The sequence below is a fragment of the Allobosea sp. genome (genome assembly GCF_035944895.1).
GTDB lineage: Bacteria > Pseudomonadota > Alphaproteobacteria > Rhizobiales > Beijerinckiaceae > Allobosea.
This window is the reverse complement of sequence record NZ_DASZAT010000010.1, coordinates 1,113,292-1,138,093: the sequence shown is the minus strand read 5'-3', so window position 1 is coordinate 1,138,093 and position 24,802 is coordinate 1,113,292. Positions and strand designations below refer to the sequence as shown.

Here is a 24,802-nt window from a genome sequence, read left to right as displayed (position 1 = left end):
GTGGCGCGGGAGCAGCACAAGGCTTCCGCGCAACCCTTACCGACGGAAAGCCGGAAAACCGATGCTGGTGATCGAGAATCTAGTCAAATCCTATCCAGGGCAGCACGGCCAGGATGAGGTTCAGGCTCTCAGGGATGTCTCCTTCAAGGTCGATGAAGGCGCGATCTTCACGCTGCTGGGGCCGAGCGGCTGCGGCAAGACCACGACGCTGCAATGCATCGCCGGGCTGGAGAACCCGGATTCCGGCGCGATCCGGATGGGCGACAGGGCCGTCTTCTCATCGCGCGAGAGCGTGCTCGTCCCGGCAAATCGGCGCGAGCTCGGCATGGTTTTCCAGTCCTATGCGATCTGGCCGCATATGAGTGTCTTCGACAATGTCGCCTTCCCGCTCGTCCATGGCGTGAAACGCGTCCCGAGCCGTGAGGTGCGGCCGCGTGTGCAGAAGGCGCTGGAGATGGTCGAACTCGGCCATCTGGCCGACCGCCCGGCGCCGCTGCTCTCGGGCGGCCAGCAGCAGCGCGTCGCGCTCGCCCGCGCTCTGGCGCACGAGCCTCGGCTGCTTTTGCTGGACGAGCCGCTCAGTAATCTCGATGCGAAATTGCGCGATACGATGCGTACCGAGATCCGCTCCCTCGTCAAATCACTTGGGATCACCACGATTTTCGTTACGCACGATCAGGTCGAGGCAATCGGCATGTCCGACCAGATCGTGCTGATGAAGGCGGGCAAGATCGTCCAGCAAGGCTCGCCGCGCGACATCTATCTCAAGCCGAACAGCGTCTTCACGGCCGACTTTATGGGCCGCAGCAATCTTCTACCCGGCGTGCTGGAGAACGGCGGCGCGACGGCCCGAGCGCAGACGGCGATCGGGCCGGTCTCGGGCATTGCTGGCTCGGAGCTGGCGCCCGGCGAGCAGGTCATGGTCGTGGTCCGTCCGCAGGCGATTGTGATCGCGCCTGATACGGATCCGGCGCAGGGATCGAACCGCTTCAAGGCGCGGGTCGATGCCATGACCTTCCTCGGTGATGTCGTCGAGACCGAGGTCGAGACGGGTGGCCGCAAGCTGACCTTGATGCTCGACCCCTATACCTCGCTCGTGGTCGGCCAGAAGCTCATCCTCGAGCTGCCGCCGGAGCGTTGCGTCATTGTGCCGGCGGCCAAACCGCCTTCCGGGCGGAACCCGCAATGACGACCGGTTCCGTCACAGGCGCTCGCCGCTCCGGTGTCAGGCTCGACCAGCAGAAACTCGTTCTCGCCTTGCTGCTGGCGGTCGTCAGCATCCTGGTTCTCGGACCGGTCCTGGTCTTGATCCGGGCGTCGTTCGCCCCGGCCGAGTCGATGCCGCTGGAGACGCTCGAATTCACGCTGAAGAACTATGTCCAGCTGCTGCAGAGTCCGCGCACGCTGAGCCTGATCTGGAATACCGTTGTCTATGCGCTTTCCAGCATGGCGATCGGCGTCGCCATCGCGACCGCCATCGCATGGTGCACCGAGCGCACCGACATGCCCGGCCGCATCCTGGTGCGGATCTTGATGTTCGCATGGATGATGGTGCCCGCACTCGTCGTCGGCTTCGGCTGGATCCTGTTGCTGAACCCCGGCAACGGTGCCCTCAACGTGATGTTCCGGGAGCTGTTCGGCTTCGCTCGTCCACTCCTCACGATCTACACGTTCTGGTCGCTGATCGTCGTTACCGCATTCGCGGTCGTGCCGACCGCCTTCGTGATGATCAGCAGCCTGCTGCGGAATATGGATCCCAATCTGGAGCAGGCGGCGCGTGTCCACGGCGGCAATGCATGGGCGACGCTCACAAGGGTGACGCTGCCGCTGCTGACTCCGGGCCTGTTCTCGATCGGCATCTACATGTTCATGGCGGTAGTCCAGGCTTTCGACCTGCCGCTGATCATCGGGCTTTCGGCCGACGTTCCGGTGCTGTCGACGCGCGTCTACCTGCTTTCTTCGCCCGATAACGGCCTGCCAAATTACGGTCTCGCTTCGGCTTTCGGCGTGCTGCTGCTGGTTGTCGCAGCTGGCCTGATGTGGGCCTATATGCGGGCGACCCGGCTTGGCGAGCGCTTCCGCGTCGTGACAGGGAAGGCCTTTCGTCCCAAGCGGATCAAGCTCGGCCGCTGGCGCTTCGCCGCGCTCGGCTTCACCTTCGGCTATTGCGCGGTGATGATGCTGCCGCTGCTGATCCTGCTCTGGGTCAGCCTGCAGCCTTCCTACAGCACGCCCAGCCTCTCGGCGCTCGGCGGCCTGTCCCTAGACATCTATCGTCGCCTGCTGGCCAATCCGATGATCTCGCGCGCCGTGCTCAATACGGTCATCCTCGTCGTCTCGAGCGCGACGATCGTGATGGTCGTGTCGTCCCTGATCGGCTGGTTCACGGTCCGCTCGAACAGCAAGGCGGGCAAGATTCTCGACGCCTTGTCCTTCCTGCCGATGGCGATCCCGCCGATCGTGCTCGTGCTGGCGATCCTGCTGCTCTATCTCAATACGCCGCTCTACGGGACGATCTGGATCCTCGTCCTCGGCCATGTGACGATCTACATCGCCTTCGGCGTGCGGACGATGAGCAGCGCGCTGATCCAGATCCACAAGGAACTCGGGGATGCAGCGCTGATCAGCGGCGCGAGCTGGCTGACCTCGCTGCGCAAGGTGGTCTTCCCGCTGGTCTGGCCGCAGATCCTGAATGGCTGGCTCTGGGTCTTCGCCCATAGCGCCCGCGACCTGACGGTGCCGTTGATGCTGATGTCGACCGGCAATCTCGTCGCGGCGTCGACCCTCTGGAACCTCTGGCAGTTCCCGGACCTGCCGGGCGCGGCCGCCCTGGCGATCCTGCTGATGGTAGCGCTGCTGGTCGTTGTCGTTCCGTCCCAGCTCTATGTGGCCCGTCGATTGGAGCGTTGATGGGGCCCGAACCTGCACGTATGGCGGATGTCGTCGTCATCGGTTGCGGCGCCGCTGGTCTGAGCGCAGCGATCGAGGCTGCCGATCGTGGCGCACGGGTGATCGTGATCGAGAGCGAGCCGAGCCCGGCTGGGAGCACCAGGCTCTCGGCGGGCTACGCAGCCTTCTGCGAGACCGATCTGGCACCGGGGTCTCGCGAGGAACTCTACCTGGATCTGCTCGAGGCCCATCACGGCGATCACGATGAGGCGCTCGTCCGCCTCTATGTCGATCACGCGGCAGCGGCTTATCGCAGGCTCCTCGAACTCGGCGTCCGCTTTGCCGGCACTTTCCAGTTCGCGCATATGCACCAGGCATGGGGCCATGAGATCGCCGGCTCCGGCGTGCATGGCGGGGCGGAGCTTGGGCGCTTGCTCGAAATCGCTGCGCGCGAGCGCGGTATCTCGATCATGACCCGCAGCCGGGCCCGGCGGCTCCTGCGCGACGAACAAGGCCGCGTCGATACCGTCATGGTCGATACGCCCGCCGGTACCCTGAGGTTTGCGGCGACGCGAGCGGTTGTCCTCGCCAGCGGCGGCTTCACCCGCAACCTTGCGCTGATCCGGAACCATGGCCGGCCGGGGACCGAGCGTATCCTGGCAATCACCGGCGCCGGATCGCGCGGTGACGGCCTGATCATGGCGCTCGCGCTGGGGGCCGACACGGCTTACCTGACCGCCGGCATCGCTCCGACCGGTCCGGCCGACCCGGCGACCGGCAAGGGGGCGATGCTGGTCTATTCGGGTGCGGTCATTATGAACCGCGACGGCCAGCGCTTCTGCGACGAATCCGGGCTCTACAACGACATCTCCTGGGCGGCGCTCGAACAGCCCGATGGCCTGATCTTCCAGATCTATGACGAGGCGATCCGCCAGGCGCATCTCGGCACCATGCTGGGCAGGGTCCTGTCCGGCTATGCCGAGCACAAGGCCGATACCCTGGAGCAGCTTCTCGGCCTGCTCCAGCAGGCTGCCGGGCTCGACGCCGAACAGGCGCAGCTGGAGATCGCGGCCTATAACCGCGCGGTCAGGCGGGGCGAGGATCCCGGCTTCGGCCGGCGCCATCTCGTCGGCACGGCCGGTACGCCGCCCGCCATCGCTTCGGGACCGTTCTACGGCATCGTCACGGTGCCGGGCACGACCCATTTCAACGGCGGCCTCAAGGTCGATGTTGCCTTGCGCGTCATCGATGTCTTCGGCGAGCCGGTCGCGGGCCTCTACGCCGCGGGCGAGGTGACCGGCGGCTTCCATGGCGCCGGATACCTCTCGGCCAGCCATGTCGGCATGGCCCTGATCTTCGGCCAGCTGGCCGGGCAGAACGCCGCGGCCTCGGCGTAAGGCGGGGCCCGCGTCATGGAGAGAATGTCCGAGATGTCGTTGCGGGGGGCAATCTTGCCCTATCTGAGCGAACCCGAGCCGGAGCGTGGCCTGGCGAGCGAGGTCGCGCCGGGAATCAGGCGGATCGTGGCGCCCAATGCCGGCCTGATGACCTATCATGGCACCAACACCTACCTGATCGAGGCGGCAGAGGGCATGGTCGTCCTCGATCCCGGGCCAGACGATGCCGCGCATGTCGAGGCGATCCTCGCTGCGACCGGAGGCCAAGTCGTTGCGATCCTGCTCAGCCACAGTCATCCGGATCATCTCGGCGCAGTCGCGGCGCTGAAGGCACGGACAGGAGCCACAACCTTCGCATTCCACCGCAGTGCCGAGCCGGCTTTCCAGCCGGATGTCCCGCTGAAGGATGGCTGTCCGGCCGTCGGCATGGTGTGCCTGCATACGCCCGGCCATGCCAGCGACCATCTTTGCTTTGCCCGTCCGGACGGCGTCCTCTTCAGCGCTGACCATGTCATGACTTGGTCGAGCAGCGTCGTGTCGCCGCCGGGTGGCGACATGGCCGCCTATTTCGCGAGCCTGCGGCGCTTGCTGGCCCGGCAGGATCGGCTCCTGCTGCCGGGGCATGGGCCGCCGCTATCGGATCCGGCGCCCTATATCCAGGAATTGCTCGACTACAGGATCAAGCGCGAGGAGGCGATTGCGGAAGCCTTGCGCGAGGCCCCGGTGGCTCCACGCGATCTGGTCGACAGGCTCTATTCACAGACCCATCCCTGGCTGCGCCAGGCGGCTGAACGCAATGTCACTGCCCATCTCCTTAAGCTGCAAGCGGAGGGGCGGGCCGAGCCGCAGGGCAAGGGCTGGATTTCCCGCGACGGGGCAAGTGCCGACCAGGCTCGATAACCGGCTTGAGCCGTCCTGAGCACGACAGAATGCAGAGCTGATACCAAGTCGCCATCGTGGTCCACAGCTTCCGCTGGAAGCAGGCCTGGCGAAGGCGAGGACTGGTAGGACAGCCTCGAAGCCAAACTGGCAGCTCGCCCTCCGGTGAAGATCACCTCGATAGATCGTGCTTCGCGTCCAATTGTCGGACAGGTCGAGCACTACCGCCTGTGCGAGCCCGCGATCGCCCGCATCCGCATTTCCTGCGGAGGCATCGGGAAAACTGCTTCAAACAATAGGGATTAGCGGGAGCGGGCCGAGGGGCTCTGTACGGCTCCGGATCGGACTTGTAACCGCGAGGTAACCACGGCTTTTCGGAGCTCTTCAGAAATGGCCTCGAATTCCTTAGGCCCAAAAAGCAAAAAGCGCCGGGAAATCCGACGCTTACGTGCCTCTCAAGCCTTGAGATTGTCTGGAGCGGGCGAAGGGATTCGAACCCTCGACCCCAACCTTGGCAAGGTTGTGCTCTACCCCTGAGCTACACCCGCATCCGAGACAGTCGCGCCGTGTTGGCGGCGCGGCCGGTTTATTGCCCAACGGGACGAGAAGCGCAAGCGCCTTGTTGCAATTTTCTGATCGTTGCGTGACAGGATCGCAAAACTGCTGAAAAAACAATGTCATAGCCGGGATAAGCGCCGGATGCGCCATCAGATGGGTCGATCCGGTAGACGACATGATGGAGAAACACCTGTTGTCCTGGTAGCTCGGGTGCCATGCCGACGCGAGCGATGTCCGGTTGTCATAGGCTGCGCGGAGCGATGCGAAGAGGCATCTGACCTGTTTCACGCCGCGCATCGCTTGCCTGCGCCGGCGGGCGGCCTTAGGCATCGCGCAGCTTTCCTGTCCTGATCGGCCGAGCATGCCCACGCCTCTCACCCCCGACGCTCTCATCGCCAAGCTCGATGAGCTCGGCATCAAGACCGAGCGCATCGACCATGTCGCGGTCTTCACCGTCGCCGAATCGAAGGAACTGCGTGGCAAGGTTCCCGGCCATCACACCAAGAACCTGTTCCTGAAGGACAAGAAGGGCAGGCTCTTCCTGGTCTCGGCGCTGGAGAGCACGCGGATCGACCTGAAACGGCTGCACGAGCGGCTCGGCGCCAGCGGGCGGCTGTCCTTCGGCTCGGCCGAGTTGCTGATGGAGAAGCTCGGTGTGACCCCGGGTTCGGTCACCGCCTTCGCCGTGGCAAACGATCATGCCGGAGACGTCACCATGGTGCTCGATGCCGCGCTGATGGATGGCGAGCGCCTGAATTTCCATCCTCTGGTCAACACGGCGACGCTCGGCATCTCCAGAGACGACATGCTCGCCTTCATGCGCGCGGTCAGGCACGAGCCGACGATCATTGACCTTCCAACGCCGCCGGACGATGGACAGAACGGTTGAAGCCACCCATCTATGGGGTGGCCCGCCGTGCGGGCATCCGGTTTTTTCGATTTTCACGTCGACAGATTGCTAGGTGAAGGACGAGCCATGCTGGTCAATGGCGATGCGGCCCCGGCCAAGGGGGTGATCAAGGACACGACGACGCAGGGCTTCCGCCAGGACGTCATCGCCGAATCGATGAACCAGCCGGTGCTGGTCGACTTCTGGGCGCCCTGGTGCGGCCCCTGCAAGCAATTGACCCCGGTGATCGAGAAGGTGGTCAACGAGGCCGGTGGCAAGGTCAAGCTGGTCAAGATGAACATCGACGAGCATCCGGCGATTCCCGGCCAGCTCGGCATCCAGTCGATTCCGGCGGTGATCGCGTTCCAGCGCGGCCAGCCGGTGGACGGCTTCATGGGTGCGCAGCCCGAGAGCCAGGTGAAAGCCTTCATCGAGAAGCTGGTGGGGCCGATGGGGCCGGGGCCGGTCGAGGAGGTGCTGGCTGCTGCGGCAGAAGCGCTCGAGGCGGGTGATGCCGCAGGTGCGAGCGAGCTCTATGCCGAGGTTCTGGCGGCCGAGCCGGAGAATGTCGTGGCGATCGCCGGAATCGCGCGCCTGCATCTCGACGCTGGCGACATAGAGGGTGCCAAGGGCTTTCTCGCCATGGTGCCGGACGCGAAGGCGCAGGATCCAGCCGTCGTTGCGGTCAGGGCCGCGGTCGAGCTCGCCGAGCAGGCCGCCTCACTCGGTGACACGGCCGAGCTCGAGGCCAGGGTCGCCGCCAACCCCCGGGATCATCAGGCTCGTTTCGACCTGGCGCTGGCGCTGAACGCCGGCGACAAGCGCGAGGAAGCGGTCGACCATCTGGTTGCGATCATCAAGGCCGATCGCAAATGGAACGATGACGGCGCCCGCAAGCAGCTGCTGCAGTTCTTCGAGGCCTGGGGGCCGATGGACGAGCACAGTGTCGCGGGCCGTCGCAAGCTGTCGGTCCTGCTGTTTTCGTGAGGAGAGAGGAGCGCACGCCGATGGGCATGAACGCGGTCTATTCCGGGCCTGAGGACTGCCCGGCGGTGATCCCGCTGTTTCCGCTCGCCGGCGCGCTCCTGCTGCCGCGCGGGCAGATGCCGCTCAACATCTTCGAGCCGCGCTATCTTGCCATGATCGACGATGCACTGCGCACGCATCGCGTCATCGGCATGATCCAGCCCGAGCCGGAGAATGGGCGCCAGGCGCAGGTGCCCCCGCTGCTTCAGGTCGGCTGCATCGGCCGGATCACGCAGTTCGCCGAGACCGGCGACGATCGCTACGTGATCACGCTGACCGGCATCTCGCGCTTCCGGCTCGAGGAAGAGCTGTCCGTCACCACGCCCTATCGCCAGGGCCGCGTCTCCTATGGCGATTTCGCCGTCGATTTCGAGGCCCGTGCCGGCGAGGGGGAGGTCGATCGCGCTGGCCTGCTCAAGGCGCTGCGCAGCTTCGCCAAGGCAAACGAGCTCAAGATCGACTGGAAGGGCGTCAACGAGGCGCCGAACGAGGCGCTGGTCAACGCGCTCTCGATGATGTGCCCGTTCGGGCCGCGCGAAAAGCAGGCGCTGCTGGAGGCGCCGAGCCTGAAGACCCGGGCCGAGGTGCTGGTCGCGATCACCGAGATCGAGCTGGCGCGCGGCGGCTCCGATCCGGACACGACGCTGCAGTGAGTGATTTGCGGGTTTCCCTTCTCCTTGTCGTCCCGGGCGACCGAAGGGAGACCCGGGACCCATGCCTGAGCCTTTCCGATAAAGGTTCAGGCATGGGTCCCGGATCAGCGCCGCTGGCGCGGCTTGTCCGGGATGACCAGCTTCTTCTCGATACAGGTTCGGTCCATTGAATGTCGCGATGACCCAATCCGGTGGCGCGGACAGCCCGCCCGCGACCTACCCGCCACGGCGTTCGGTCGTCGCCTGGATCTTCTTCGACTGGTCGGCGCAGCCCTTTTTCACGCTGGTCACCACCTTCGTCTTCGCGCCCTTCTTCGCCTCGGCGCTGGCAAGCGATGCGGCGGAAGGGCAGGCATTGTGGGGCTATGCGACGGGCCTCGCCGGGCTTGCCATTGCGCTGCTCTCGCCGCTGCTCGGCGGCATCGCCGACAGGACTGGGCCGCGCAAGCCGTGGATTGCGGTATTCGGCGCCATGCTGGTCGCGGGCTCGGCGATGCTCTGGTACGCCAAGCCGGGGTCGCCCTGGGCTGTGCCGATCGCGCTTTGCGGCTTCGTCATCGGCACGATCGGCGCCGAGTTCGCGACGATCTTCAACAATGCGATGATGACGCGGCTGGTGCCGCCTGAGCGGCTCGGGCGGCTCTCCGGTACCGGCTGGGCCGTCGGCTATCTCGGTGGATTGGTCTCGCTCACGCTGACGCTCGGTTTCCTTGCGGCCGATCCGCATACGGGCAAGACGCTGGCGGGCCTGTCACCGCTGTTCGGGCTCGATGCCGCCGCGCGCGAGGGCGACCGCTTCTCGGGGCCACTCACCGCGCTCTGGTTCGTGATCTTCGTCGCGCCGATGTTCCTGCTGACACCGGATTCACCGCGGACCGGCATCCCGTTGAAAGAGGCGGCGGCCGGCGGCTTCTCGCATCTCAAGGCGACGATTGCCGAATTGCCCTCGTTGCCGGGGCTCGGCCGCTTCCTGCTCGCCAACATGATCTACCAGGATGGGCTGGTCGCGCTCTTCGCCTTCGGCGGCATCTACGGCGCCGGCGTTTTCGGGTGGCAGACGATCGAGCTCGGCGTCTTCGGCATCCTGCTCACCGTCACCGGCACGCTCGGGGCCTGGGCCGGGGGCAAGCTCGACGATGCGATCGGCGGCAAGCCAGTGATCCTCGGCGCCATCGCCTGCCTGCTCTTCGCCTGTGTCGGCATCCTCTCGCTCGGGCCGGGGCAGGTCGCCTTCGTGATCGAGGCTGCGCCGCCGGTTCCGGGTGATGGCCTCTTCGCCTCGCTGCCGGAGAAGGTCTATCTCGGGCTGGGCCTGCTGATCGGCCTCGTCGCGGGGCCGCTGCAAGCTTCTTCGCGCAGCTTGCTCGCCCGCATCGCGCCGCCGGCGAGGATCGGCGAGTTCTTCGGCCTGTTCGCCCTGGCGGGGAAGGTGACGTCCTTCATGGGACCGACGCTGGTCGCTCTGGCGACGACGATCTTTGCCAGCCAGCGCGCGGGCCTGGCGGTACTGATCGGCTTTTTCCTGACGGGGGCGTGGCTGATCGCGGGCGTGAAGGTGAAGCGGGGCGCTTGATCCAAGGCGCGGGGAACCCTCTCCTGGAAGGAGAGGGTAGGGTGAGGTGTGGGCGGCTTGACCAGTTCCGCGAGCACTCACCGCGCGGTCGGGTTCAGGCCAATGTTTCCGGTCTGAACACCTCACCCCTGCTCCTCTCCTTCCAGGAGAGGGGTTCTGCGTTGTGCCCTACGGCAGCGCCTTGAGATACCGCACTGGCCGGCCCGGTGCGGCTGCGTTCGCCGCGTGCACGATCGCGTTCGCGTCGATGCCGAAATGACGGTAGAGGTCGGCGACCGTGCCGGTCTGGCCGAAATGCTCGACACCGAGCGCCTTCTGCCTGTGGCCATGGACGCTGCCGAGCCAGGCCAACGTCGCCGGATGGCCATCCAGCACCGAGACGATGCCGCAATCGCGCTGGAGATCGCCGAGCAGGCGCTCGACATGGCTCGTCGCCGCATGATTGCCGCGCTGGCGCGCCCGCTCGGCCGCCTGCCAGCCGGCATTGAGCCGGTCGGCCGAGGTGATGGCGAGCAGGCCGACATCGCGGCGGTCCTCAGCCAGCAGGCCGACGGCTTCGATCGCCTCGGGCGCGACGGCGCCGGTATAGGCGATTACCACCGAAGCATTCGGGCCGGGCTTCCTCAGCCAGTAGGCGCCGTCGATGATGTCGCGCTCCAGCTCCGTCGTCATGGCGCGCTTCGGCTGCTCGACCTGGCGGGTCGATAGGCGCAGATAGACGGAGCCGCCGGTCTCGTCGCGCAGCCAGGTGCGCTCGTCCGGATCGCCCTCGCCATCCTTCTGCAGGTATTCGAACGACCAGCGCATCATCACGGCGAGCTCGTCGACGAAGGCCGGCTCGAAGGCGCAGAGCCCGTCCTGGCTCATGCCGATCAATGGCGTCGCGATCGACTGATGCGCGCCGCCCTCGGGCGCCAGCGTGACGCCGGCCGGCGTCGCGACGACCATGAAGCGGGCGTCCTGGTAGCAGGCATAGTTCAGCGCATCGAGCCCGCGCGAGATGAAGGGATCGTAGAGCGTGCCGATCGGGATCAGGCGCTCGCCGAAGATCGAATGCGACAGGCCGAGCGCCGAGAGGTTGATGAACAGGTTCATCTCGGCGATTCCCAGCTCGACATGCTGGCCCTTGGGAGAGAACTCCCACTTCTGCATCGAGGGGATGCGTTCGTCCTTGAAGGTGTCGGCCATCGAGGCCCGCGCGAACAGCCCGCGCCGGTTGACCCAGGGGCCGAGATTGGTCGAGACGGTGACGTCGGGTGCTGTGGTGACGATGCGGTCGGCGAGCGGCCCGCCCAGCTTCGCCAATTCGTCGAGCACCTTGCCGAAGCCCATCTGCGTCGACATTGTCGCCTGGATGCCTGCCTCCAGCTTGGCCGGAACCGGCAGGGCCGGGGCTGAATGGCGCCGGCGTCCCTTGGCGAAGAACGGCACCTTGTCGAGGAAGGCGCGGATCTCCTTCTCCGGCAGGCTCAGCCCCTCGAACAGGTCCCATTCATGGCCGGGCCTGACCTTGTTGGCGGCCTTGAAGCCTTCCATCTGCTCCTTGGTCATCAGGCCGGAATGGTTGTCCTTGTGCCCGGCCAGCGGCAGGCCGAAGCCCTTGACCGTATAGGCGAGGAAGCAGACCGGCCGGTCATGATCGACAGCCTCGAAAGCTTCGAGGATCGAGGGCAGATCGTGCCCGCCGAGATTGCACATCAGCTTCGAGAGTTCGGCGTCGGAGCGCTTCTCGATCAGCTTGGTGACTGGCCCCTGGTCGCCGAGATCATCCATCAGGCGCTTGCGCCAGGCGGCGCCACCCTGGAAGGTCAGGGCTGAATAGAGCTGGTTCGGGCAGGAATCGATCCAGGCCTTCAGCCGCTCGCCGCCCTTTTCCTTGAAGGCGGCCTGCTGCAGCGAGCCATATTTCAGCGTGACGACGTCCCAGCCGAAATTCCTGAACATCTGCTCGAAGCGGTCATAGAGGCCCTCGCGGATCACCGCGTCGAGCGACTGGCGGTTATAGTCGATCACCCACCAGGTGTTGCGCAGGCCGTGTTTCCAGCCCTCCATCAGGGCCTCGAAGATGTTGCCCTCGTCGAGCTCGGCATCGCCGATCAGCGCGACCATCCGGCCCTCGGGCGTGTCCTTGCCCCAGCCATGTGCCTTCACATAATCCTGGGTCAGCGAGGAGAACAGCGTCTGTGCCACGCCGAGGCCGACCGAGCCGGTCGAGAAGTCGACGTCGTCGATGTCTTTGGTGCGCGAGGGATAGCTCTGCGCGCCCTTGTAGCCGCGGAAGTTCTCAAGCTTCTCCTGCGTCTGCAGGCCCATCAGATAGTTGATGGCGTGGAAGATCGGCGAGGCATGCGGCTTCACCGCCACCCGGTCCTGCGGCTTCAGCGCGGCCATGTAGAGCGCGGTCATGATCGTCGCCAGCGAGGCCGAGGAAGCTTGATGGCCACCGACCTTCATCCCGTCCTCGTTGGCGCGGATGTGGTTGGCGTTGTGGATCGTCCACGACGCCAGCCAGAGGATCTTCTTCTCCAGCTCGGCGAGAACGGGCAGGCGGGGATCGGACATCGCGGTGCTCCTTGGGCCGACACATCATGCACAATCGCCTTGGGGAAGGCAGCTAAAGACCGCATCGCCGGCTTACGGAATTGGCGGTTTCCGCTAAGCTCCCCCAACGAGGTGAGGGAAAATGCCAGAGTTCAAGCTCGACGAGATCGACCGCCGTATCGTCCAGGCCCTGCAGGCGGACGGGCGCATCAGCGTGCAGGAACTGGCCGGCAAGGTCGGGCTTTCGCCGAGCCCCTGCGCCAGGCGGGTGCGCCTGCTGGAGGAGGCCGGGATCATCGAGGGCTATGTCGCCATCGTGAACCAGGAGAAGCTCGGCCTGCCCGTCTCGGTCTTCGCCTCGATCAAGCTGGAGCGCCAGCGCGAGGAGGAGCTCGACCGCTTCGCCGCGGCGGTCTCGCGCTGGCCCGAGGTCGCCGACTGCTATCTGATGACCGGGCAGCGCGACTATCTCCTGCGCATCATCGTCAGCGACCTTGCCGCCTATGAGCGCTTCCTCAAGGACAAGCTGACGCGGCTCGACAACGTCGCCTCGATCGAATCGAGCTTCGCGCTCGGGCGGGTGAAGCGCTCCTATTCGGTGCCGGTGGAACTCGGCCGAAGCTAACCGGCCCGATCATTCCCGAAGCGCATCCGGTACTCGCCCGGCGCGACGCCGTAGCGGCGCAGGAAGGCGCGGCGCAGGCGCTCATCGTCGCCGAAGCCGGCGCGGACTGCGATCTGCTGGATGCCGATATCCGTTTCTTCGAGGAGGTCGCGGGCGAGGTCGAGCCGGACGGCCTCGACCGCCTTGGCCGGGCTGATCCCGGTGTCCTGCGCATAGATCCTGGCGAAATGGCGCGGGCTCATCGCCATGACGCGGGCGAGCTCCGGCACGGAGAGATCGCCGGCGGCATGCTCGCGCATATGGGCGTGCAGGGACTCGAAGCGGCCGGCGGCATCGCGCGACTGGCGCTGCAACTCTCCGCTGAATTGCGCCTGGCCGCCAGGGCGCTTGAGGTAGAGGACGAGGTCACGCGCCAGATCGAGCGCGACTTTGCGTCCCAGATCCTCCTCGACCATGGCGAGCGCCATGTCGATGCCGGTGGAGACGCCGGCCGAGGTCCAGATCCGGCCATTGCTGACGAAGATCGCGTCCGGCCTGACCGTGGTCGCCGGGTAGGCCGCGCCGAGGCGCTCGGTGTATTCCCAATGCGTTGTCGCCTCGCAGCCTTCGAGCAGGCCAGCGGCAGCGAGGATGAAGGCGCCGAGGCAGATCGAGCCGAGGCGCCGGACGCTGTCGCGCTGCTCGCGCAGGAAGGCGAGCAGCGCTGCCGAGCCGGCTGCGTCCAGTGCCGAGCGCCCGCCGGAAACCAGCAGCGTATCGATCGGCCGCGCTGCGGCCTCACTCAGCGTGATGCTCGGCAGCGGCACGCCGGCATCGCTCTCGACCGGGCCGCCATGCTCGGAGGCGAGGATGATCTCGTAGACGGCGCTGCCGTCGGCGCGCTTCACGTCGTTGAAGACCTGCAAGGGGCCGGTGACGTCGAGCAGCTTGGTGCGCGGGAACAGCACGATGACGACGCGGATCGGCGCCGTGGCAGGTCTGGCAGGAAACGAGGTCATCTTGTCATTTATGACATCGCCTGCTCATGGCATCCAGTCCCCACAAAGAGAGGAAAGACGCCATGCTGGAGCTGAGGCCGAATTGCGAACTCTGCGACTGCGACCTGCCGCCGACCTCGCTGGAGGCGCGCATCTGCAGCTATGAATGCACCTATTGCGCGGAGTGCGCCGAGAAGACGCTCGAAAACGTCTGCCCGAGCTGCGGTGGCGGCTTCGTGCAGCGGCCGGTCCGCCCGGTCGGCGATTGGGGCGGGCTCGGTCTCGGCCTCGCCAACCGCCCGGCTGGAACGAAGCGGCATCATTCGCAATGGACGGCCGAGCAGCGACGCGAGCGCAGCGACTTGCTGCGCAATGTGCCGCCGCAGGAACGCTGATCGCGCGCCGAGGCTCAGCGCCGCTCGAAATCGCGATGGACGTCGTGCGTCCAGATGCCGGCGCCGTCGGGCGGGATGACCAGCCAGTCCTTGCGGGTCAGCGTCTGCTTGGTGTCCTCATAGCCGGAGTGCCAGTGGTCACTCATCGAGGTCCGCGAGAACTCGTGGTCCTTGGCATGGCTCTCATAGCTTTTCTGCTGGTAGATCAGCTGCAGGATGGTGTGCTCGGGGATCAAGGCAAGCTCGTCGCGGAGCTTGCGGTCTTCCTCGCTCAGGGCGTCCTCGGGGATGTGGCTGAGGGCGTCATGGGTCTTCTTCTTCCAGCCCTGCAGGGTCTGGAACAGGTCGGTGACCATGCGGGTGCGCGAGGAATACATGATGTCCTTGTGACGCCCCATCACGTCCTGCATCGTGCGTGGCAGCGGGCCGCGCGAGGAGAACAGGTCGACCTGGAAGATCAGCGAGTTCAGCGTGTCCTCCTGGGCGAGCAGGTGCGACAGCGGCGTGTTCGAGACGATGCCGCCATCCCAGTAGTGCTCGGTGCCGATCTGCACGGTCGGAAATGCCGGCGGCAGGGCGCCCGAGGCCATGACGTGCTCGGGCGCGATCTCCTCCTGAGTGTTGTCGAAATAGACGAAGTTTCCGGAGAGCGCGTTGACGGCGCCGACCGAGAAATGGACCTTCTTGCTGTTGATCAGGTCGAAATCGACCAGATCCAACAGGGTCTCGCGTAAGGGCGAAGTGTCGTAGAAGCTGGTCGCGTCGCTGGCGCCGGCTGGCGCAAGCCAGGCATTGGTGCGACGCGGCTCGAAGAAGCCGGGCTGGCCGAGCATGGTGGTCAGGAAGGACGAGGTCGCGTTGCGCGCCTGACGGAAGATGTCGCCCTCGGGCGTGAACCACCAGACCTTGCGGTCGGTGATGCGGTTCCAGAAGGCTTCCAGCCGTTCCAGCCGGCGCTCGCGCGGATTGCCGGCGATGATCGCCGAGTTGATCGCGCCGATCGAGACACCGGATACCCAGTCCGGCTCGATGTCAGCCTCGTGGAGCGCCTGGTAGACTCCGGCCTGATAGGCGCCGAGCGCGCCGCCGCCCTGGAGCACGAGCGCGACGCGGTCGCAGCGCTCGGGCCGCCAGCCGAGATAGCGGTCGGTGGAGGACGGCGCAAAAGGGGCGTTCATGGCGCGGATTCCGTTCGCTCGGTCGTCAGGGAAAGCTGGATTTGCCCATGTCTGAGGGGCAGGCGGTGACAGGCATGTGACGCGGGCAGGATCGAATATCGGTGTCACCGACCCGTCAGACAAGCTTCATCGCCCCGTCAGCTTGCTCTTCCACCTCAGCGGCATGGACCTTGCGACGCAAGCTTCGCGTCGCGTTTTCGTGGTTGGGAGATCACGCATGCTCAAGGGCAAGACCGCCGTCGTCACCGGCTCGACCTCCGGCATCGGCCTCGCCATCGCCCGCGCCTATGCGGCCGAAGGCGCCAACATCGTCATCAACGGCTTCGGCGCTCCCGAGGCGATTGAGCAGGAGCGCGCCGGGATCGAGGCCGATTTCGGGGTGAAGGCGCGCTATTCGCCGGCCGACATGGCCCATGGCGGCGCGATCGCTGCGATGATCGACGAGGCGGAAGCCGAATTCGGCGGCGTCGACATCCTCGTCAACAATGCCGGCATCCAGTTCGTCTCGCCGGTCGAGGAGTTCCCGGTCGAGAAATGGGATGCGATCATCGCGATCAATCTCTCGGCTGCCTTCCATGCGATCCGTGCCGCGTTGCCGGGCATGAAGCAGCGCAAATGGGGCCGGATCATCAACACGGCTTCTGCCCATGCGCTGGTCGCCTCGCCGTTCAAGAGTGCCTATGTCGCGGCCAAGCACGGCATCGCCGGCCTGACCAAGACGGTCGCGCTGGAGGCGGCGACCTTCGGCGTCACCGCCAACGCGATCTGCCCCGGCTATGTCTGGACGCCGCTGATCGAGAAGCAGATCCCCGAGACCATGGCGGCGCGCAATCTCACCAAGGAGCAGGTCATCAACGATGTCCTGCTGCACGCCCAGCCGACCAAGCAGTTCGTCACCAGCGAGGAGGTGGCGGCGCTCGCTGTCTTCCTGGCTTCCGATGCGGCAAAGTCGATCACCGGCGTCATCCTGCCGGTCGATGGCGGCTGGACCGCGCAGTGAGGGCACGACCATGAATCGTAAAGACATTCTCGACCTGCCCTCGATGCCGCTCGCCGGGCCGAGCTATCCGGCCGGGCCGTACCGCTTCATCAACCGCGAATACATGGTGATCAGCTACGAGACCGATCCGGAGCTGATCCGCCATCATCTGCCCGAGCCGCTGATGCCGATCGCACAGCCGATCGTGAGCTATGAATGGATCAAGATGCCGGATTCCTCCGGCTTCGGTACCTATACCGAGACCGGCATCGTCATCCCCTGCCTGTTCGGCGAGGAGGAGGTCAGCTTCGTCTCGCAGATGTATCTCGACATCGAGCCGCCGATCTCGGCTGGCCGCGAGATCTGGGGCTTCCCCAAGAAATACGCCCATCCCAAGCTCGAAGTGGTCAAGGACACGCTGACCGGCACGCTTGAGTATGCCGGCCAGCAGGTTGCCATGGGCACGATGGGCTACAAGCATGAGAGCCTGGCCGGCAACGGGGTGAAGACCACGGCGATGCTGACCAAGACGCAGGTCAACCTGAAGATCATCCCCGGCGTCGATGGCGAGCCGGAGATCTGCCAGCTCGTCGCGCTCAACCTCACCGACATCACGGTGAAGGGCTCCTGGATCGGTCCCGGCCGGCTGCACCTGATCCCGCATGTCAACGCGCCGGTGGCCGACCTGCCGGTGCGCAAGGTGCTGGGGGCGCATCACTTCATCGCCGACCTGACGCTGCCCTTCGGGCGGAAGATCCACGATTACATGAAGGGGTGAGACTCTTAGGCTGTCATTCTCGGGCGGAGCGGAGCGCAGACCCGAGAATCTCCTGACGAGAAGGCGATTGGAGCCTCCTCCGGCCTGAGATGCTCGGGGCAAGCCCGAGCATGACGAGCGCTGCGAGCGCTACCGCCCGCGCCTGGTCTCCAGGCTCTTGCTCCAGCGCGAGAGCGCAAAGCAGATCAGCCAGTAGAGGGCGCCGGAGAAGACATAGGCCTCCATGTTCATGCCGACCCAGGCGGGATCGGCGAGCGAGGCCTGGGCGATGCCGAGCAGGTCGAGGATCGAGACCACCAGCACCAGCGTGGTGTTCTTCACCAGCGCGATGAACTCGTTGGTGATCGCCGGCAGCGAGATGCGCAGGGCCTGCGGCAGGATGATGAACCAGGTCGCCTTCCAGTAGCTGAGGCCGAGCGCGGTCGCCGCCTCGCGCTGGCCCTTCGGCAGCGCCTGCAGGCCGCCGCGCACCGCTTCGGCCATATAGGCGGCGATGCAGAAGCCGAGGCCGATCACCGCGCGCGCCAGCCGGTCGACGCCGATGCCGGCAGGCATGATCAGCGGCAGCAGCAGCGAGGCCAGGAAGATCACCGCGATGATCGGCACGCCGCGCCAGAACTCGATGAACAGCACCGAGATCAGCTTGACCACCTTGAGCTCGGACTGCCGGCCGAGCGCGAGCAGGATGCCGAGCGGGATCGCGATCAGGCTGGCATAGATCGAGATGAAGACGGTCAGCATCAGCCCGCCCCATTCGCGCGTCTCGATCGCGCGCAGGCCGAAGCCGCCGGCGAGCAGCCAGACGCCGAGCGGCGGCAGGATGACCAGCGCGGCGAGGCCGAGGCCCAGCTTCAACCGCTTCGGTGCGAAGACTATTGCCGCGCCGGAGAGCGCGAAGAGGATGCCGGCGAGGTTCGGCCGCCAGCGTTCCTCGATCGGATAGAACCCGTACATGAACTGGCCGAAGCGCGCCTTGATGAAGACCCAGCAGGCGCCGCTGCCGGTGCAGTCATTGCGGGTCTGGCCGCTCCAGGTCGCGTCGATCAGGGCCCAACGGATGATCGGGACGGCGATCCAGGCGATCAGCGCTGCGAGCAGCAGCGTCACCACAGTGACGGTGGGGCTGCCGAACAGGCGCTCGCGCCAGCTGGTCGGGAGGGCGGTCGCGGCGCTCATCGGGTCACCAGCGCGATGCGGGCATTGTACCAGTTCATGAAGGCCGAGACGGCGAGGCCGATGACGAGATAGACCGCGAGCGTCATGGCGATGATCTCGATCGCCTGGCCGGTGTTGTTGAGGGCCGAGCCCATGAACAGGCTGACCACATCAGGATAAGCGATCGCGGCGCCGAAGGACGAGTTCTTCAACACGTTGAGATACTGGTTGGTCATCGGCGGCGTCATCACCCGCAGCGCCTGCGGGATGGTGACGAGGCGCAGCGTCGGGCCGGGGCGCAGGCCCAGCGCGCTCGATGCCTCGATCTGGCCGTTCGGCACCGACTGGATGCCGCCACGCACGATCTCGGCGATGAAGCCGGCGGTGTAGGTGACCAGCGCCGCGAGCAGCGCGACGAATTCGGGGATGACGACGAAGCCGCCGCGATAGTTGAAGCCGCGCAGGACGGGAATGTCCCAGCGCGTCGCCAGCGTCGCCCAGGCGAGTGCCAACGCGGGCACCAGCAGGAGCAGGACGAGACCGACGCGCAGCACCGGGGCGTCCTTGCCCGTCTGTTCCTTGCGCCGCTTGGCCCAGCGCAGGAAGAACCAGTGCAGCAAGCAGGAGATCGCGATCGCGATGAAGGCGACTTTGAAGTTGGCGCCGGCGTCCGGCAGCGGGATGGTCAGGCCGCGATTGTTGAGGAAGGCGACGCCGAAGACCGAGAGGCTCTCGCGCGGTGCCGGCAAGGCGGCGATGACGCCGAAATACCAGAACAGCACGAAGAACAGCAGCGGGATGTTGCGGACGAATTCGACATAGGCGCCGGCGATGGCCTGGACCAACCAGATCGAGGAGAGCCGGGCTATGCCGATCAGGAAGCCGAGGGCCGTCGACAGCACCAGCGCGATCACCGTGACCAGCATGGTGTTGGCGACGCCGGCCCAGAACAGCGACAGGATGTTGTCGGACTGGGTGTAGTTGGTCAGGACGAAGGGCACCTCGATGCCGGAGGTGCGCCAGAGGAAGTCGAAGCCCGACGCGATGCCGGCCTGGACCATGTTCTGCGAGGCGTTGCGGATGAAATAGACCAGCAGCGCCACGAGGCCGATGAGCAGCGCCGCCTGGTAGAAGACGTCGCGGACGCGCTTGTCGTTGATGAAGGCGAGGGCTTTGCTCAAGGGGCGGCCGTCCGGCTTGGGGCGTCATTCTCGGGCGCAGCCGAGCTGCGACCCGAGAATCTCCTGACACGAAGGCTGGTTTCCGTCATGGTCGGGTCAAGCCCGACCATGACGGGAGCGTCTCACTGGAACGGCGGGGTGAAGAGCAGGCCGCCCTTGGTCCAGAGCTGGTTCTGGCCGCGCTCGAGCTTCAGCGGCGAGCCCAGGCCAACGGTGCGCTCATAGCTTTCGCCATAGTTCCCGACCTGCTTGATCGCCTTGTACATCCAGTCGTCGGGCAGGCCCATCATCGCGCCGAAGCCGCCCTCGGCGCCGAGCAGGCGGCGGACCTCGGTGTTCTTCGAGTTCGCCTTCATCTCGTCGACGTTCTTGGAGGTGACGCCGAGCATCTCGGCGGCGATGGTGCCGTTCAGCACCCAGCGCACGATCAGCTGCCAGCGCTCGTCGCCATAGCGGGTGACCGGGCCCTGCGGATCGTTCGAGATCGGCTTGGTCAGGATGACGTGGTCGTCCGGAACCTTGAGCTTGGCGCGCTGGCCGGCAAGGGCGCCGACGCCGGCGGTGTAGGCGTCGCAGCGGCCGCTGTCATAGGCGGTGATCGCGTCGTCGTTCTTCTGGAAATTGGTGATGGTGACCTTGAGGTTGCGCTCGCGGAACCAGTCGGCTGCGTTCTTCTCCTCGGTCGAGCCGGCGGCGACGCAGACCGAGGCGCCGTCGAGATCCTCGGCCGCCTTCACGTTGGCCTTCTTGCGGACGATGAAGGTCTGGCCCTCGTAGAAGTTGATGCCCTGGAAGTTGAGGCCGAGCGTGGCGTTGCGCGAGAAGGTGATGGTCGAGTTGCGCGAGAGCACGTCGACCTGGCCCGATTGCAGGATCGGCCAGCGCTGCTGCACCGAGGTCGGCGTGTACTTGACCTTGGTGGCGTCGCCGAGCACGGCGGCAGCGAGCGCGCGGCAATAATCGACATCGAGGCCCGTCCATTCGCCCTTGTCGTTGGCGAAGGAGAAGCCGGGCAGGCCGAGATGCACGCCGCATTCGAGATGGCCGCGCGCCTTGATGGCATCGAGGGTCGGGCTGGGCGCGAGCTGCTGCGCGGAAGCGGCGAGGGTGCCGGCGGCGAGCAGCGCCGCGGCGAGAGTTAAGGTCTTCATGTCCATTCCCCATCCTGCGGCGTCATGACGCCACGTCTGGGCGACTATGCAACAGCCTGAGGGGGAAAGGTAAGGGGGGTGGGGCGGTTTCCTGCCAACCCCTGACGTTGCGGCCGTGGCGCCGGCCATCTACCAGCCGCGCTGCGCCTTGATCGCCCGCTTCTGCATGTCCTTCTGCTGGCGCCAGTAGTCCTTCTGCGCGTCGAGCTGCATGCGCTGCCAGTCGCGGATGCGGTCCTTGCGCGAGGTCGCGTCGCGATAGTCGTTCCAGTCGTAATGATCGTCATGGACGTCGTCGTCGCCGAGGGCGTCGAAGAATTTGCGCAGGGCCGAGCGGGCGGGCTCGACCGGCAGCGAGGCGGCAGTTCCGGGCAGAGGCGCGAAAACTGGCGCAGCCGAGACGTTGGAGCTGATAGCGAGAGCGGCGGCAAACGACAGGAGAACGGGTCGGATCGTCATGATGATGCTCCCCTCGTCACTGCGCCGAACGCGCGAAGGAATGCGGCAGCTCGGGGCTGAGCCAGCGGATCTGGGTGATCTTGCCAGCGGCATCGGTCTCGAAGCGCAGCTGGACGAAGGGTTCGCCGCCGGACATCGCGGCGGGCGCGACGAAAGCGCCGATCGGCGCCAGCCGTGCCTGGAACAGGAAGGGATCGTCCTTGTTCGGCTCGAGCAGGAGCTGCGCCTCGGTCTTCTCCAGCGTCAGGCCGAGCTTGCCGTCGGCCAGCGCCACGGTGGCGTCACCCAGGATCGGCGAGGCGTAGCTGCCGGCGAAGCCCGCGGCGAGCAGCGACAGCGGGCCGGGCACGAAGCCGGCGGCCTCGGCCTGTGCCGCCTCGCGGCGCTTCTTCGTGGCGGCGGCAGCGAGCGCGACGTTGTCGACGGCGGGGTTGCCGAGCACGCGGTCGTAGAACCACATCGCCAGCGCGTCCGGCAGGCCGAGATTCTCGAGATTGGTCAGGATGACGATGCCGGTCTTGCCGTCAGGCAGGAAGCCGGTATGGGCGCCGAAGCCGGAGGTGCCGCCATTGTGCCAGATGATCCGGCCGCGCGGCGTCGCGGTCGCGACCCAGCCGATGGCATAGGACGTGCGCTCGTTCATCGCGACGCGCGGCGTCCAGGTAACGTCGAGATTGTCCTCGGAGACCAGTACCTTGCCCTCGAACTGGCCGCGGCCGAGCTGCAGGCGCAGCCATCTCGCCATGTCGGGGATGTTCGAGTTCAGCGCCCCGGCCGGGCCGAGCGCATAGGGGAAGGACGGGTGGAACGGCACCGCGACGGCCTTGTCGGCCAGGCGGTGACCCTGGGCGTGGTTCGGAGCGGCAGTGATCGCCTCGGCTGTAGCCGTGGTCGTGTTCATGCCGAGCGGGGAAAGCAGGCTCTTCTGCAGCGAGTCGAACCAGGACGGCGCGCCGTTGACCTTGGCGACGATCTCGCCGCCGACGACATGCGGGATGTTGAGATAGCGGAAATCGGAGCGGAACAGGCCGAGCTGCGGCGCGACGCGCAGTGAGCGGATCAGCGTCTGCTTGTCGTAGCCGAGCATGGTCAGCGCGTCGTTGACGTACGCCGTCAGGCCGGAGCGCTGGGCGGCGAGGTCGAGCACGCGGAAATCGCGGGTGACCCAGGGGTCGGCGAGCTGGAACTCGGGGATATGGTCGATGACCGGATCGCTCCAGCCGAGCCGGCCGGCATCGACCGCCTGTGCCAGCGTCGTGGCGAGGAAGGCCTTGGTGGTCGAGCCGACCTGGAAGATCGTCTCGAGCGTGACCTGCTCGGGCTTGCCGAGCTCGCGGACGCCGAAGCCCTTGGTGTAGATCAGCTTGTCGTCATGGACGATGCCGACGGCGACGCCCGGCACCGAGAAGGCCTTCATGCCCTCGGCGACCTGCTTCTCGAAGTCCGGCAGCAGCGCTTCGATGGAGGCTTGCGTCGGCTGCTGCGCCTCCGCCTTCGTCACAGTGGCTGTGGCGGCGAGGCCGACCAGGAGCGCGGCTCCGATGATGCGCTTCATTCACTATCCCCCCGAAGGCATAGACCAGGCCAATCGATCGTGCTGCCGAAAGCGGGCAGGCCCGCCGGCGGCGCGACGATCACACGCGATGTTCTGACCATAGGTAAATCGGATCAGGAGATTGTGACGGGATTGGTTACTTGGCCGAGGCATCCGTCACCCCGGCAGGAAGGCGAGCTTTCCGTCGCCCCTGACGGTCTCTATCGCGACGCCATAGAGCGCGGCGAGCCGTTCCGGCGTCAGCAGATCGCTCGCCTTCCCGCTGGCGAGCGCCTGGCCATCGCGCAGCAGCAGCGCCCGGTCGGCATAGCGCAGCGCTTGGTTTGGGTCGTGGGTGGTGAAGAGCACGCCGAGGCCTTCGCCGGCGAGGCGGCGGATCTGGCTCATCACCTTGCCCTGATTGCCGAAATCGAGGCTTGCGGTGGGCTCGTCCAGGATGACGTAACGCGGCTCCTGCGCCAGCGCGCGGGCGATCATGACGAGCTGGCGCTCGCCGCCAGAGATCTCGGTGTAGGGGCGTGTGGCCAGATGCTCGATGCCGAGCCGCTGCAGCATCGCCTCGACCATGTCGCGATCATGCGCCGAAGGCGCGGCGAACAGGCTGGAGCGGGCGGTTCGCCCCATCAGCACGACCTCGCTGACCGCGAAGGCGAAGGTGCCGGCATGGACCTGCGGGACATAGGCGAGGGCGCGGGCTCGTTCGCCGACGGAAAGCCCCGCCAGCGGCTGGCCATCGAGCGTGAGCGTGCCGCCCTTTGCCGGCAACAGGCCGAGTAGGGTTTTCAGCAGCGTGGTCTTGCCGTGACCGTTGGGGCCGAGCAGAGCCAGCACCTGCCCACCAGTGAGGTCGAGCGCGATGTCGCGGCCGATCTCGCGCTCGCGATAACCGTAAGACAGGGCGGAGGCTACGAGGCTCACGACCAGCCTCCGCGCGCCGAGGCCAGCAGCCAGATGAAGAAGGGCGTGCCGATCACCGCGGTGAGGATACCCAGCGGCGTCTCGACCGGAGCGGCGGTGCGCGCCAGCGTGTCGATGGCAAGGAGATAGCCGCCGCCGAGCAGTGCCGCGGTCGGCAGCAGCCGGCCGAAATCGGGACCGACGAGGAAGCGGGCAAGATGCGGCACGACGAGGCCGACCCAGCCGATGATGCCGGCCGCCGCGACGCTCGCCGCTGTCACCAATGTCGCGGCGGCGACGATGGCGATCCGCAGGGGACCGGTGGCGAGGCCGAGCGCGCGTGCCTCCTCCTCCGGCAGCGACATCACGTTCATGCGCCAGCGCAACGCTAGCAGGATGACGGCGCCGATCAGCACCGGGCCGAGCAAGGGGATGAGGTCGGGCTTGGCCGTGCCGGCGAGGCTGCCGAGCAGCCAGAAGGTCATGGCCGGGAGCTGGTTGTATGGGTCGGCCCAGTACTTCACCAGGCCGATGCCGGCGCCGAGCAGCGAGCCGACGACGACGCCGGTCAGCACCAGTACGAGGACCGGATCGCCGCGCCGGATCGTCGATCCCACCGCATAGACCGCTCCGACCGCGACGAGTCCGCCGACGAAGGCGGCAAGCTGGATGCCGAACAGGCCGAGCGAGAGATAGATGCCGATGACGGCGCCGAGCGCTGCGCCAGAGGACGCACCGAGGATGTCGGGCGAGACCAGCGGGTTGCGGAACAGGCCCTGGAAGGCGCAGCCGGCGATGGCGAGCGCCGCTCCGCACAGGATCGCCGCGAGGATGCGCGGGCCGCGGATGTTCCAGACCACGGTCTCGATTTGGGCCGGCAGGCTGGAGGGCTCGCCGGTGAGCAGCGACCAGAAGAGGCGGCCGAGATCGCCGGGCGCGACCGGAAAACGACCGAGCGCGAAGGCGGCGAGCACGGCGAGCGCCAGCAGCACAAGGGCGATCAGATTGCCGCGCAGGGAGGAGGTCATGGCATGTGCAGCGAAGCAAGTCGGGCGGTCGGCCGCAAG

General features: G+C 66.3%; 22 protein-coding genes and 1 tRNA gene. 12 read left to right on the top strand and 11 right to left on the bottom strand.

What is annotated here, in order from left to right; all coding sequences use genetic code 11:
• The first annotated feature begins 61 nt into the window (after positions 1 to 61).
• Genes VGV58_RS21075 through VGV58_RS21060 form a run of 4 tightly spaced genes read left to right on the top strand, consistent with a single transcriptional unit; the run spans position 62 to position 5,186 of the window.
• Positions 62 to 1,189: an ABC transporter ATP-binding protein gene (locus VGV58_RS21075; protein WP_326875971.1), complete on the top strand. Its 1,128-nt coding sequence runs from the start codon at positions 62 to 64 to the stop codon at positions 1,187 to 1,189.
• Complete coding sequence (locus tag VGV58_RS21070; protein ID WP_326875970.1) at positions 1,186 to 2,910, top strand: ABC transporter permease; 1,725 nt, start codon at positions 1,186 to 1,188, stop codon at positions 2,908 to 2,910. The genes VGV58_RS21075 and VGV58_RS21070 overlap by 4 nt, the downstream gene beginning before the upstream one ends.
• Positions 2,910 to 4,286, top strand: coding sequence for an FAD-dependent oxidoreductase (locus VGV58_RS21065; protein WP_326875969.1), 1,377 nt, complete (start codon positions 2,910 to 2,912; stop codon positions 4,284 to 4,286). Before VGV58_RS21070 ends, VGV58_RS21065 begins: the two co-directional genes overlap by 1 nt.
• Positions 4,287 to 4,310: 24 nt before the next feature.
• Positions 4,311 to 5,186, top strand: a complete 876-nt coding sequence (locus VGV58_RS21060) for an MBL fold metallo-hydrolase (RefSeq protein ID WP_326875968.1) — start codon at positions 4,311 to 4,313, stop codon at positions 5,184 to 5,186.
• 452 nt (positions 5,187 to 5,638) lie between these two features.
• On the opposite strand, the gene VGV58_RS21050 is transcribed toward VGV58_RS21060, so the two are convergent.
• A tRNA-Gly gene (locus tag VGV58_RS21050) sits at positions 5,639 to 5,713 on the bottom strand.
• A 371-nt stretch (positions 5,714 to 6,084) separates the two neighbouring features.
• Here VGV58_RS21050 and VGV58_RS21045 point away from each other — a divergent pair.
• The 4 genes from VGV58_RS21045 to VGV58_RS21030 all read left to right on the top strand — a co-directional run bounded on the left by VGV58_RS21045 (position 6,085) and on the right by VGV58_RS21030 (position 9,864).
• Positions 6,085 to 6,612 carry a prolyl-tRNA synthetase associated domain-containing protein gene (locus VGV58_RS21045; protein ID WP_326875967.1) on the top strand — a complete coding sequence of 176 codons (528 nt, stop codon included), beginning with the start codon at positions 6,085 to 6,087 and terminating at the stop codon, positions 6,610 to 6,612.
• An 87-nt stretch (positions 6,613 to 6,699) separates the two neighbouring features.
• Complete coding sequence (trxA, locus tag VGV58_RS21040) at positions 6,700 to 7,599, top strand: thioredoxin (RefSeq protein WP_326875966.1); 900 nt, start codon at positions 6,700 to 6,702, stop codon at positions 7,597 to 7,599.
• Between the two features lie 20 nt (positions 7,600 to 7,619).
• Complete coding sequence (locus VGV58_RS21035) at positions 7,620 to 8,291, top strand: LON peptidase substrate-binding domain-containing protein (protein ID WP_326875965.1); 672 nt, start codon at positions 7,620 to 7,622, stop codon at positions 8,289 to 8,291.
• Between the two features lie 178 nt (positions 8,292 to 8,469).
• Entirely contained in the window at positions 8,470 to 9,864 is a 1,395-nt protein-coding gene (locus VGV58_RS21030; protein ID WP_326875964.1) for an MFS transporter, read from the top strand.
• Between the two features lie 168 nt (positions 9,865 to 10,032).
• On the opposite strand, the gene VGV58_RS21025 is transcribed toward VGV58_RS21030, so the two are convergent.
• Positions 10,033 to 12,426: a transketolase-like TK C-terminal-containing protein gene (locus VGV58_RS21025; protein WP_326875963.1), complete on the bottom strand. Its 2,394-nt coding sequence runs from the start codon at positions 12,424 to 12,426 to the stop codon at positions 10,033 to 10,035.
• Between the two features lie 121 nt (positions 12,427 to 12,547).
• On the opposite strand from VGV58_RS21025, the gene VGV58_RS21020 reads away from it, so the two are divergent.
• Entirely contained in the window at positions 12,548 to 13,030 is a 483-nt protein-coding gene (locus VGV58_RS21020) for an Lrp/AsnC family transcriptional regulator (protein WP_137884354.1), read from the top strand.
• On the opposite strand, the gene VGV58_RS21015 is transcribed toward VGV58_RS21020, so the two are convergent.
• Entirely contained in the window at positions 13,027 to 14,028 is a 1,002-nt protein-coding gene (locus tag VGV58_RS21015; protein ID WP_326875962.1) for a GlxA family transcriptional regulator, read from the bottom strand. The genes VGV58_RS21020 and VGV58_RS21015 overlap by 4 nt on opposite strands.
• Positions 14,029 to 14,090: 62 nt before the next feature.
• Between VGV58_RS21015 and VGV58_RS21010 the strand changes: the two genes are divergently transcribed.
• Positions 14,091 to 14,402: a DUF1272 domain-containing protein gene (locus VGV58_RS21010; protein ID WP_326875961.1), complete on the top strand. Its 312-nt coding sequence runs from the start codon at positions 14,091 to 14,093 to the stop codon at positions 14,400 to 14,402.
• 14 nt (positions 14,403 to 14,416) lie between these two features.
• Here VGV58_RS21010 and VGV58_RS21005 read toward each other — a convergent pair whose 3' ends face one another.
• Positions 14,417 to 15,580, bottom strand: a complete 1,164-nt coding sequence (locus VGV58_RS21005) for a patatin-like phospholipase family protein (RefSeq protein WP_326875960.1) — start codon at positions 15,578 to 15,580, stop codon at positions 14,417 to 14,419.
• Between the two features lie 217 nt (positions 15,581 to 15,797).
• Here VGV58_RS21005 and VGV58_RS21000 point away from each other — a divergent pair, with 217 nt between their 5' ends.
• Together VGV58_RS21000 and VGV58_RS20995 are read left to right on the top strand one after the other, a co-directional pair.
• Positions 15,798 to 16,580, top strand: a complete 783-nt coding sequence (locus tag VGV58_RS21000) for a 3-hydroxybutyrate dehydrogenase (RefSeq protein WP_326875959.1) — start codon at positions 15,798 to 15,800, stop codon at positions 16,578 to 16,580.
• A gap of 10 nt (positions 16,581 to 16,590) precedes the next feature.
• Complete coding sequence (locus VGV58_RS20995) at positions 16,591 to 17,337, top strand: acetoacetate decarboxylase (protein WP_326875958.1); 747 nt, start codon at positions 16,591 to 16,593, stop codon at positions 17,335 to 17,337.
• Between the two features lie 129 nt (positions 17,338 to 17,466).
• Here the strand turns inward: VGV58_RS20995 and VGV58_RS20990 are convergent, their stop codons facing one another.
• From VGV58_RS20990 to VGV58_RS20960, 7 genes are all read right to left on the bottom strand, one after another.
• Entirely contained in the window at positions 17,467 to 18,513 is a 1,047-nt protein-coding gene (locus tag VGV58_RS20990) for an amino acid ABC transporter permease (protein ID WP_326875957.1), read from the bottom strand.
• Positions 18,510 to 19,673 (bottom strand): amino acid ABC transporter permease, encoded by a 1,164-nt coding sequence (locus VGV58_RS20985; protein ID WP_326875956.1) that lies wholly within the window; start codon positions 19,671 to 19,673, stop codon positions 18,510 to 18,512. The genes VGV58_RS20990 and VGV58_RS20985 overlap by 4 nt, the downstream gene beginning before the upstream one ends.
• A 122-nt stretch (positions 19,674 to 19,795) precedes the next feature.
• A complete protein-coding gene (locus VGV58_RS20980) occupies positions 19,796 to 20,824 on the bottom strand; it encodes an amino acid ABC transporter substrate-binding protein (protein ID WP_326875955.1) in 1,029 nt (342 codons plus the stop codon).
• 129 nt (positions 20,825 to 20,953) lie between these two features.
• Positions 20,954 to 21,283 (bottom strand): hypothetical protein, encoded by a 330-nt coding sequence (locus tag VGV58_RS20975; RefSeq protein ID WP_326875954.1) that lies wholly within the window; start codon positions 21,281 to 21,283, stop codon positions 20,954 to 20,956.
• A 16-nt stretch (positions 21,284 to 21,299) separates the two neighbouring features.
• Entirely contained in the window at positions 21,300 to 22,838 is a 1,539-nt protein-coding gene (locus tag VGV58_RS20970) for a serine hydrolase (RefSeq protein ID WP_326875953.1), read from the bottom strand.
• Between the two features lie 156 nt (positions 22,839 to 22,994).
• A complete protein-coding gene (locus tag VGV58_RS20965) occupies positions 22,995 to 23,756 on the bottom strand; it encodes an ABC transporter ATP-binding protein (RefSeq protein ID WP_326875952.1) in 762 nt (253 codons plus the stop codon).
• Complete coding sequence (locus VGV58_RS20960) at positions 23,753 to 24,763, bottom strand: FecCD family ABC transporter permease (RefSeq protein ID WP_326875951.1); 1,011 nt, start codon at positions 24,761 to 24,763, stop codon at positions 23,753 to 23,755. The genes VGV58_RS20965 and VGV58_RS20960 overlap by 4 nt, the downstream gene beginning before the upstream one ends.
• Positions 24,764 to 24,802: the final 39 nt, after the last annotated feature.

Coding starts and splice junctions, on each gene's coding strand:
- VGV58_RS21000 (WP_326875959.1), top strand. CDS start 15,798: ATGCTCAAGGGCAAGACCGCCGTCGTCACCGGCTCGACCTCCGGCATC.
- VGV58_RS21065 (WP_326875969.1), top strand. CDS start 2,910: ATGGGGCCCGAACCTGCACGTATGGCGGATGTCGTCGTCATCGGTTGC.
- VGV58_RS21030 (WP_326875964.1), top strand. CDS start 8,470: ATGACCCAATCCGGTGGCGCGGACAGCCCGCCCGCGACCTACCCGCCA.
- VGV58_RS20970 (WP_326875953.1), bottom strand. CDS start 22,838: ATGAAGCGCATCATCGGAGCCGCGCTCCTGGTCGGCCTCGCCGCCACA.
- VGV58_RS21035 (WP_326875965.1), top strand. CDS start 7,620: ATGGGCATGAACGCGGTCTATTCCGGGCCTGAGGACTGCCCGGCGGTG.
- VGV58_RS21005 (WP_326875960.1), bottom strand. CDS start 15,580: ATGAACGCCCCTTTTGCGCCGTCCTCCACCGACCGCTATCTCGGCTGG.
- VGV58_RS21025 (WP_326875963.1), bottom strand. CDS start 12,426: ATGTCCGATCCCCGCCTGCCCGTTCTCGCCGAGCTGGAGAAGAAGATC.
- VGV58_RS21060 (WP_326875968.1), top strand. CDS start 4,311: ATGTCCGAGATGTCGTTGCGGGGGGCAATCTTGCCCTATCTGAGCGAA.
- VGV58_RS21070 (WP_326875970.1), top strand. CDS start 1,186: ATGACGACCGGTTCCGTCACAGGCGCTCGCCGCTCCGGTGTCAGGCTC.
- VGV58_RS20995 (WP_326875958.1), top strand. CDS start 16,591: ATGAATCGTAAAGACATTCTCGACCTGCCCTCGATGCCGCTCGCCGGG.
- VGV58_RS21020 (WP_137884354.1), top strand. CDS start 12,548: ATGCCAGAGTTCAAGCTCGACGAGATCGACCGCCGTATCGTCCAGGCC.
- trxA (WP_326875966.1), top strand. CDS start 6,700: ATGCTGGTCAATGGCGATGCGGCCCCGGCCAAGGGGGTGATCAAGGAC.
- VGV58_RS21015 (WP_326875962.1), bottom strand. CDS start 14,028: ATGACCTCGTTTCCTGCCAGACCTGCCACGGCGCCGATCCGCGTCGTC.
- VGV58_RS20980 (WP_326875955.1), bottom strand. CDS start 20,824: ATGAAGACCTTAACTCTCGCCGCGGCGCTGCTCGCCGCCGGCACCCTC.
- VGV58_RS20990 (WP_326875957.1), bottom strand. CDS start 18,513: ATGAGCGCCGCGACCGCCCTCCCGACCAGCTGGCGCGAGCGCCTGTTC.
- VGV58_RS21045 (WP_326875967.1), top strand. CDS start 6,085: ATGCCCACGCCTCTCACCCCCGACGCTCTCATCGCCAAGCTCGATGAG.
- VGV58_RS20975 (WP_326875954.1), bottom strand. CDS start 21,283: ATGACGATCCGACCCGTTCTCCTGTCGTTTGCCGCCGCTCTCGCTATC.
- VGV58_RS21010 (WP_326875961.1), top strand. CDS start 14,091: ATGCTGGAGCTGAGGCCGAATTGCGAACTCTGCGACTGCGACCTGCCG.
- VGV58_RS21075 (WP_326875971.1), top strand. CDS start 62: ATGCTGGTGATCGAGAATCTAGTCAAATCCTATCCAGGGCAGCACGGC.
- VGV58_RS20960 (WP_326875951.1), bottom strand. CDS start 24,763: ATGACCTCCTCCCTGCGCGGCAATCTGATCGCCCTTGTGCTGCTGGCG.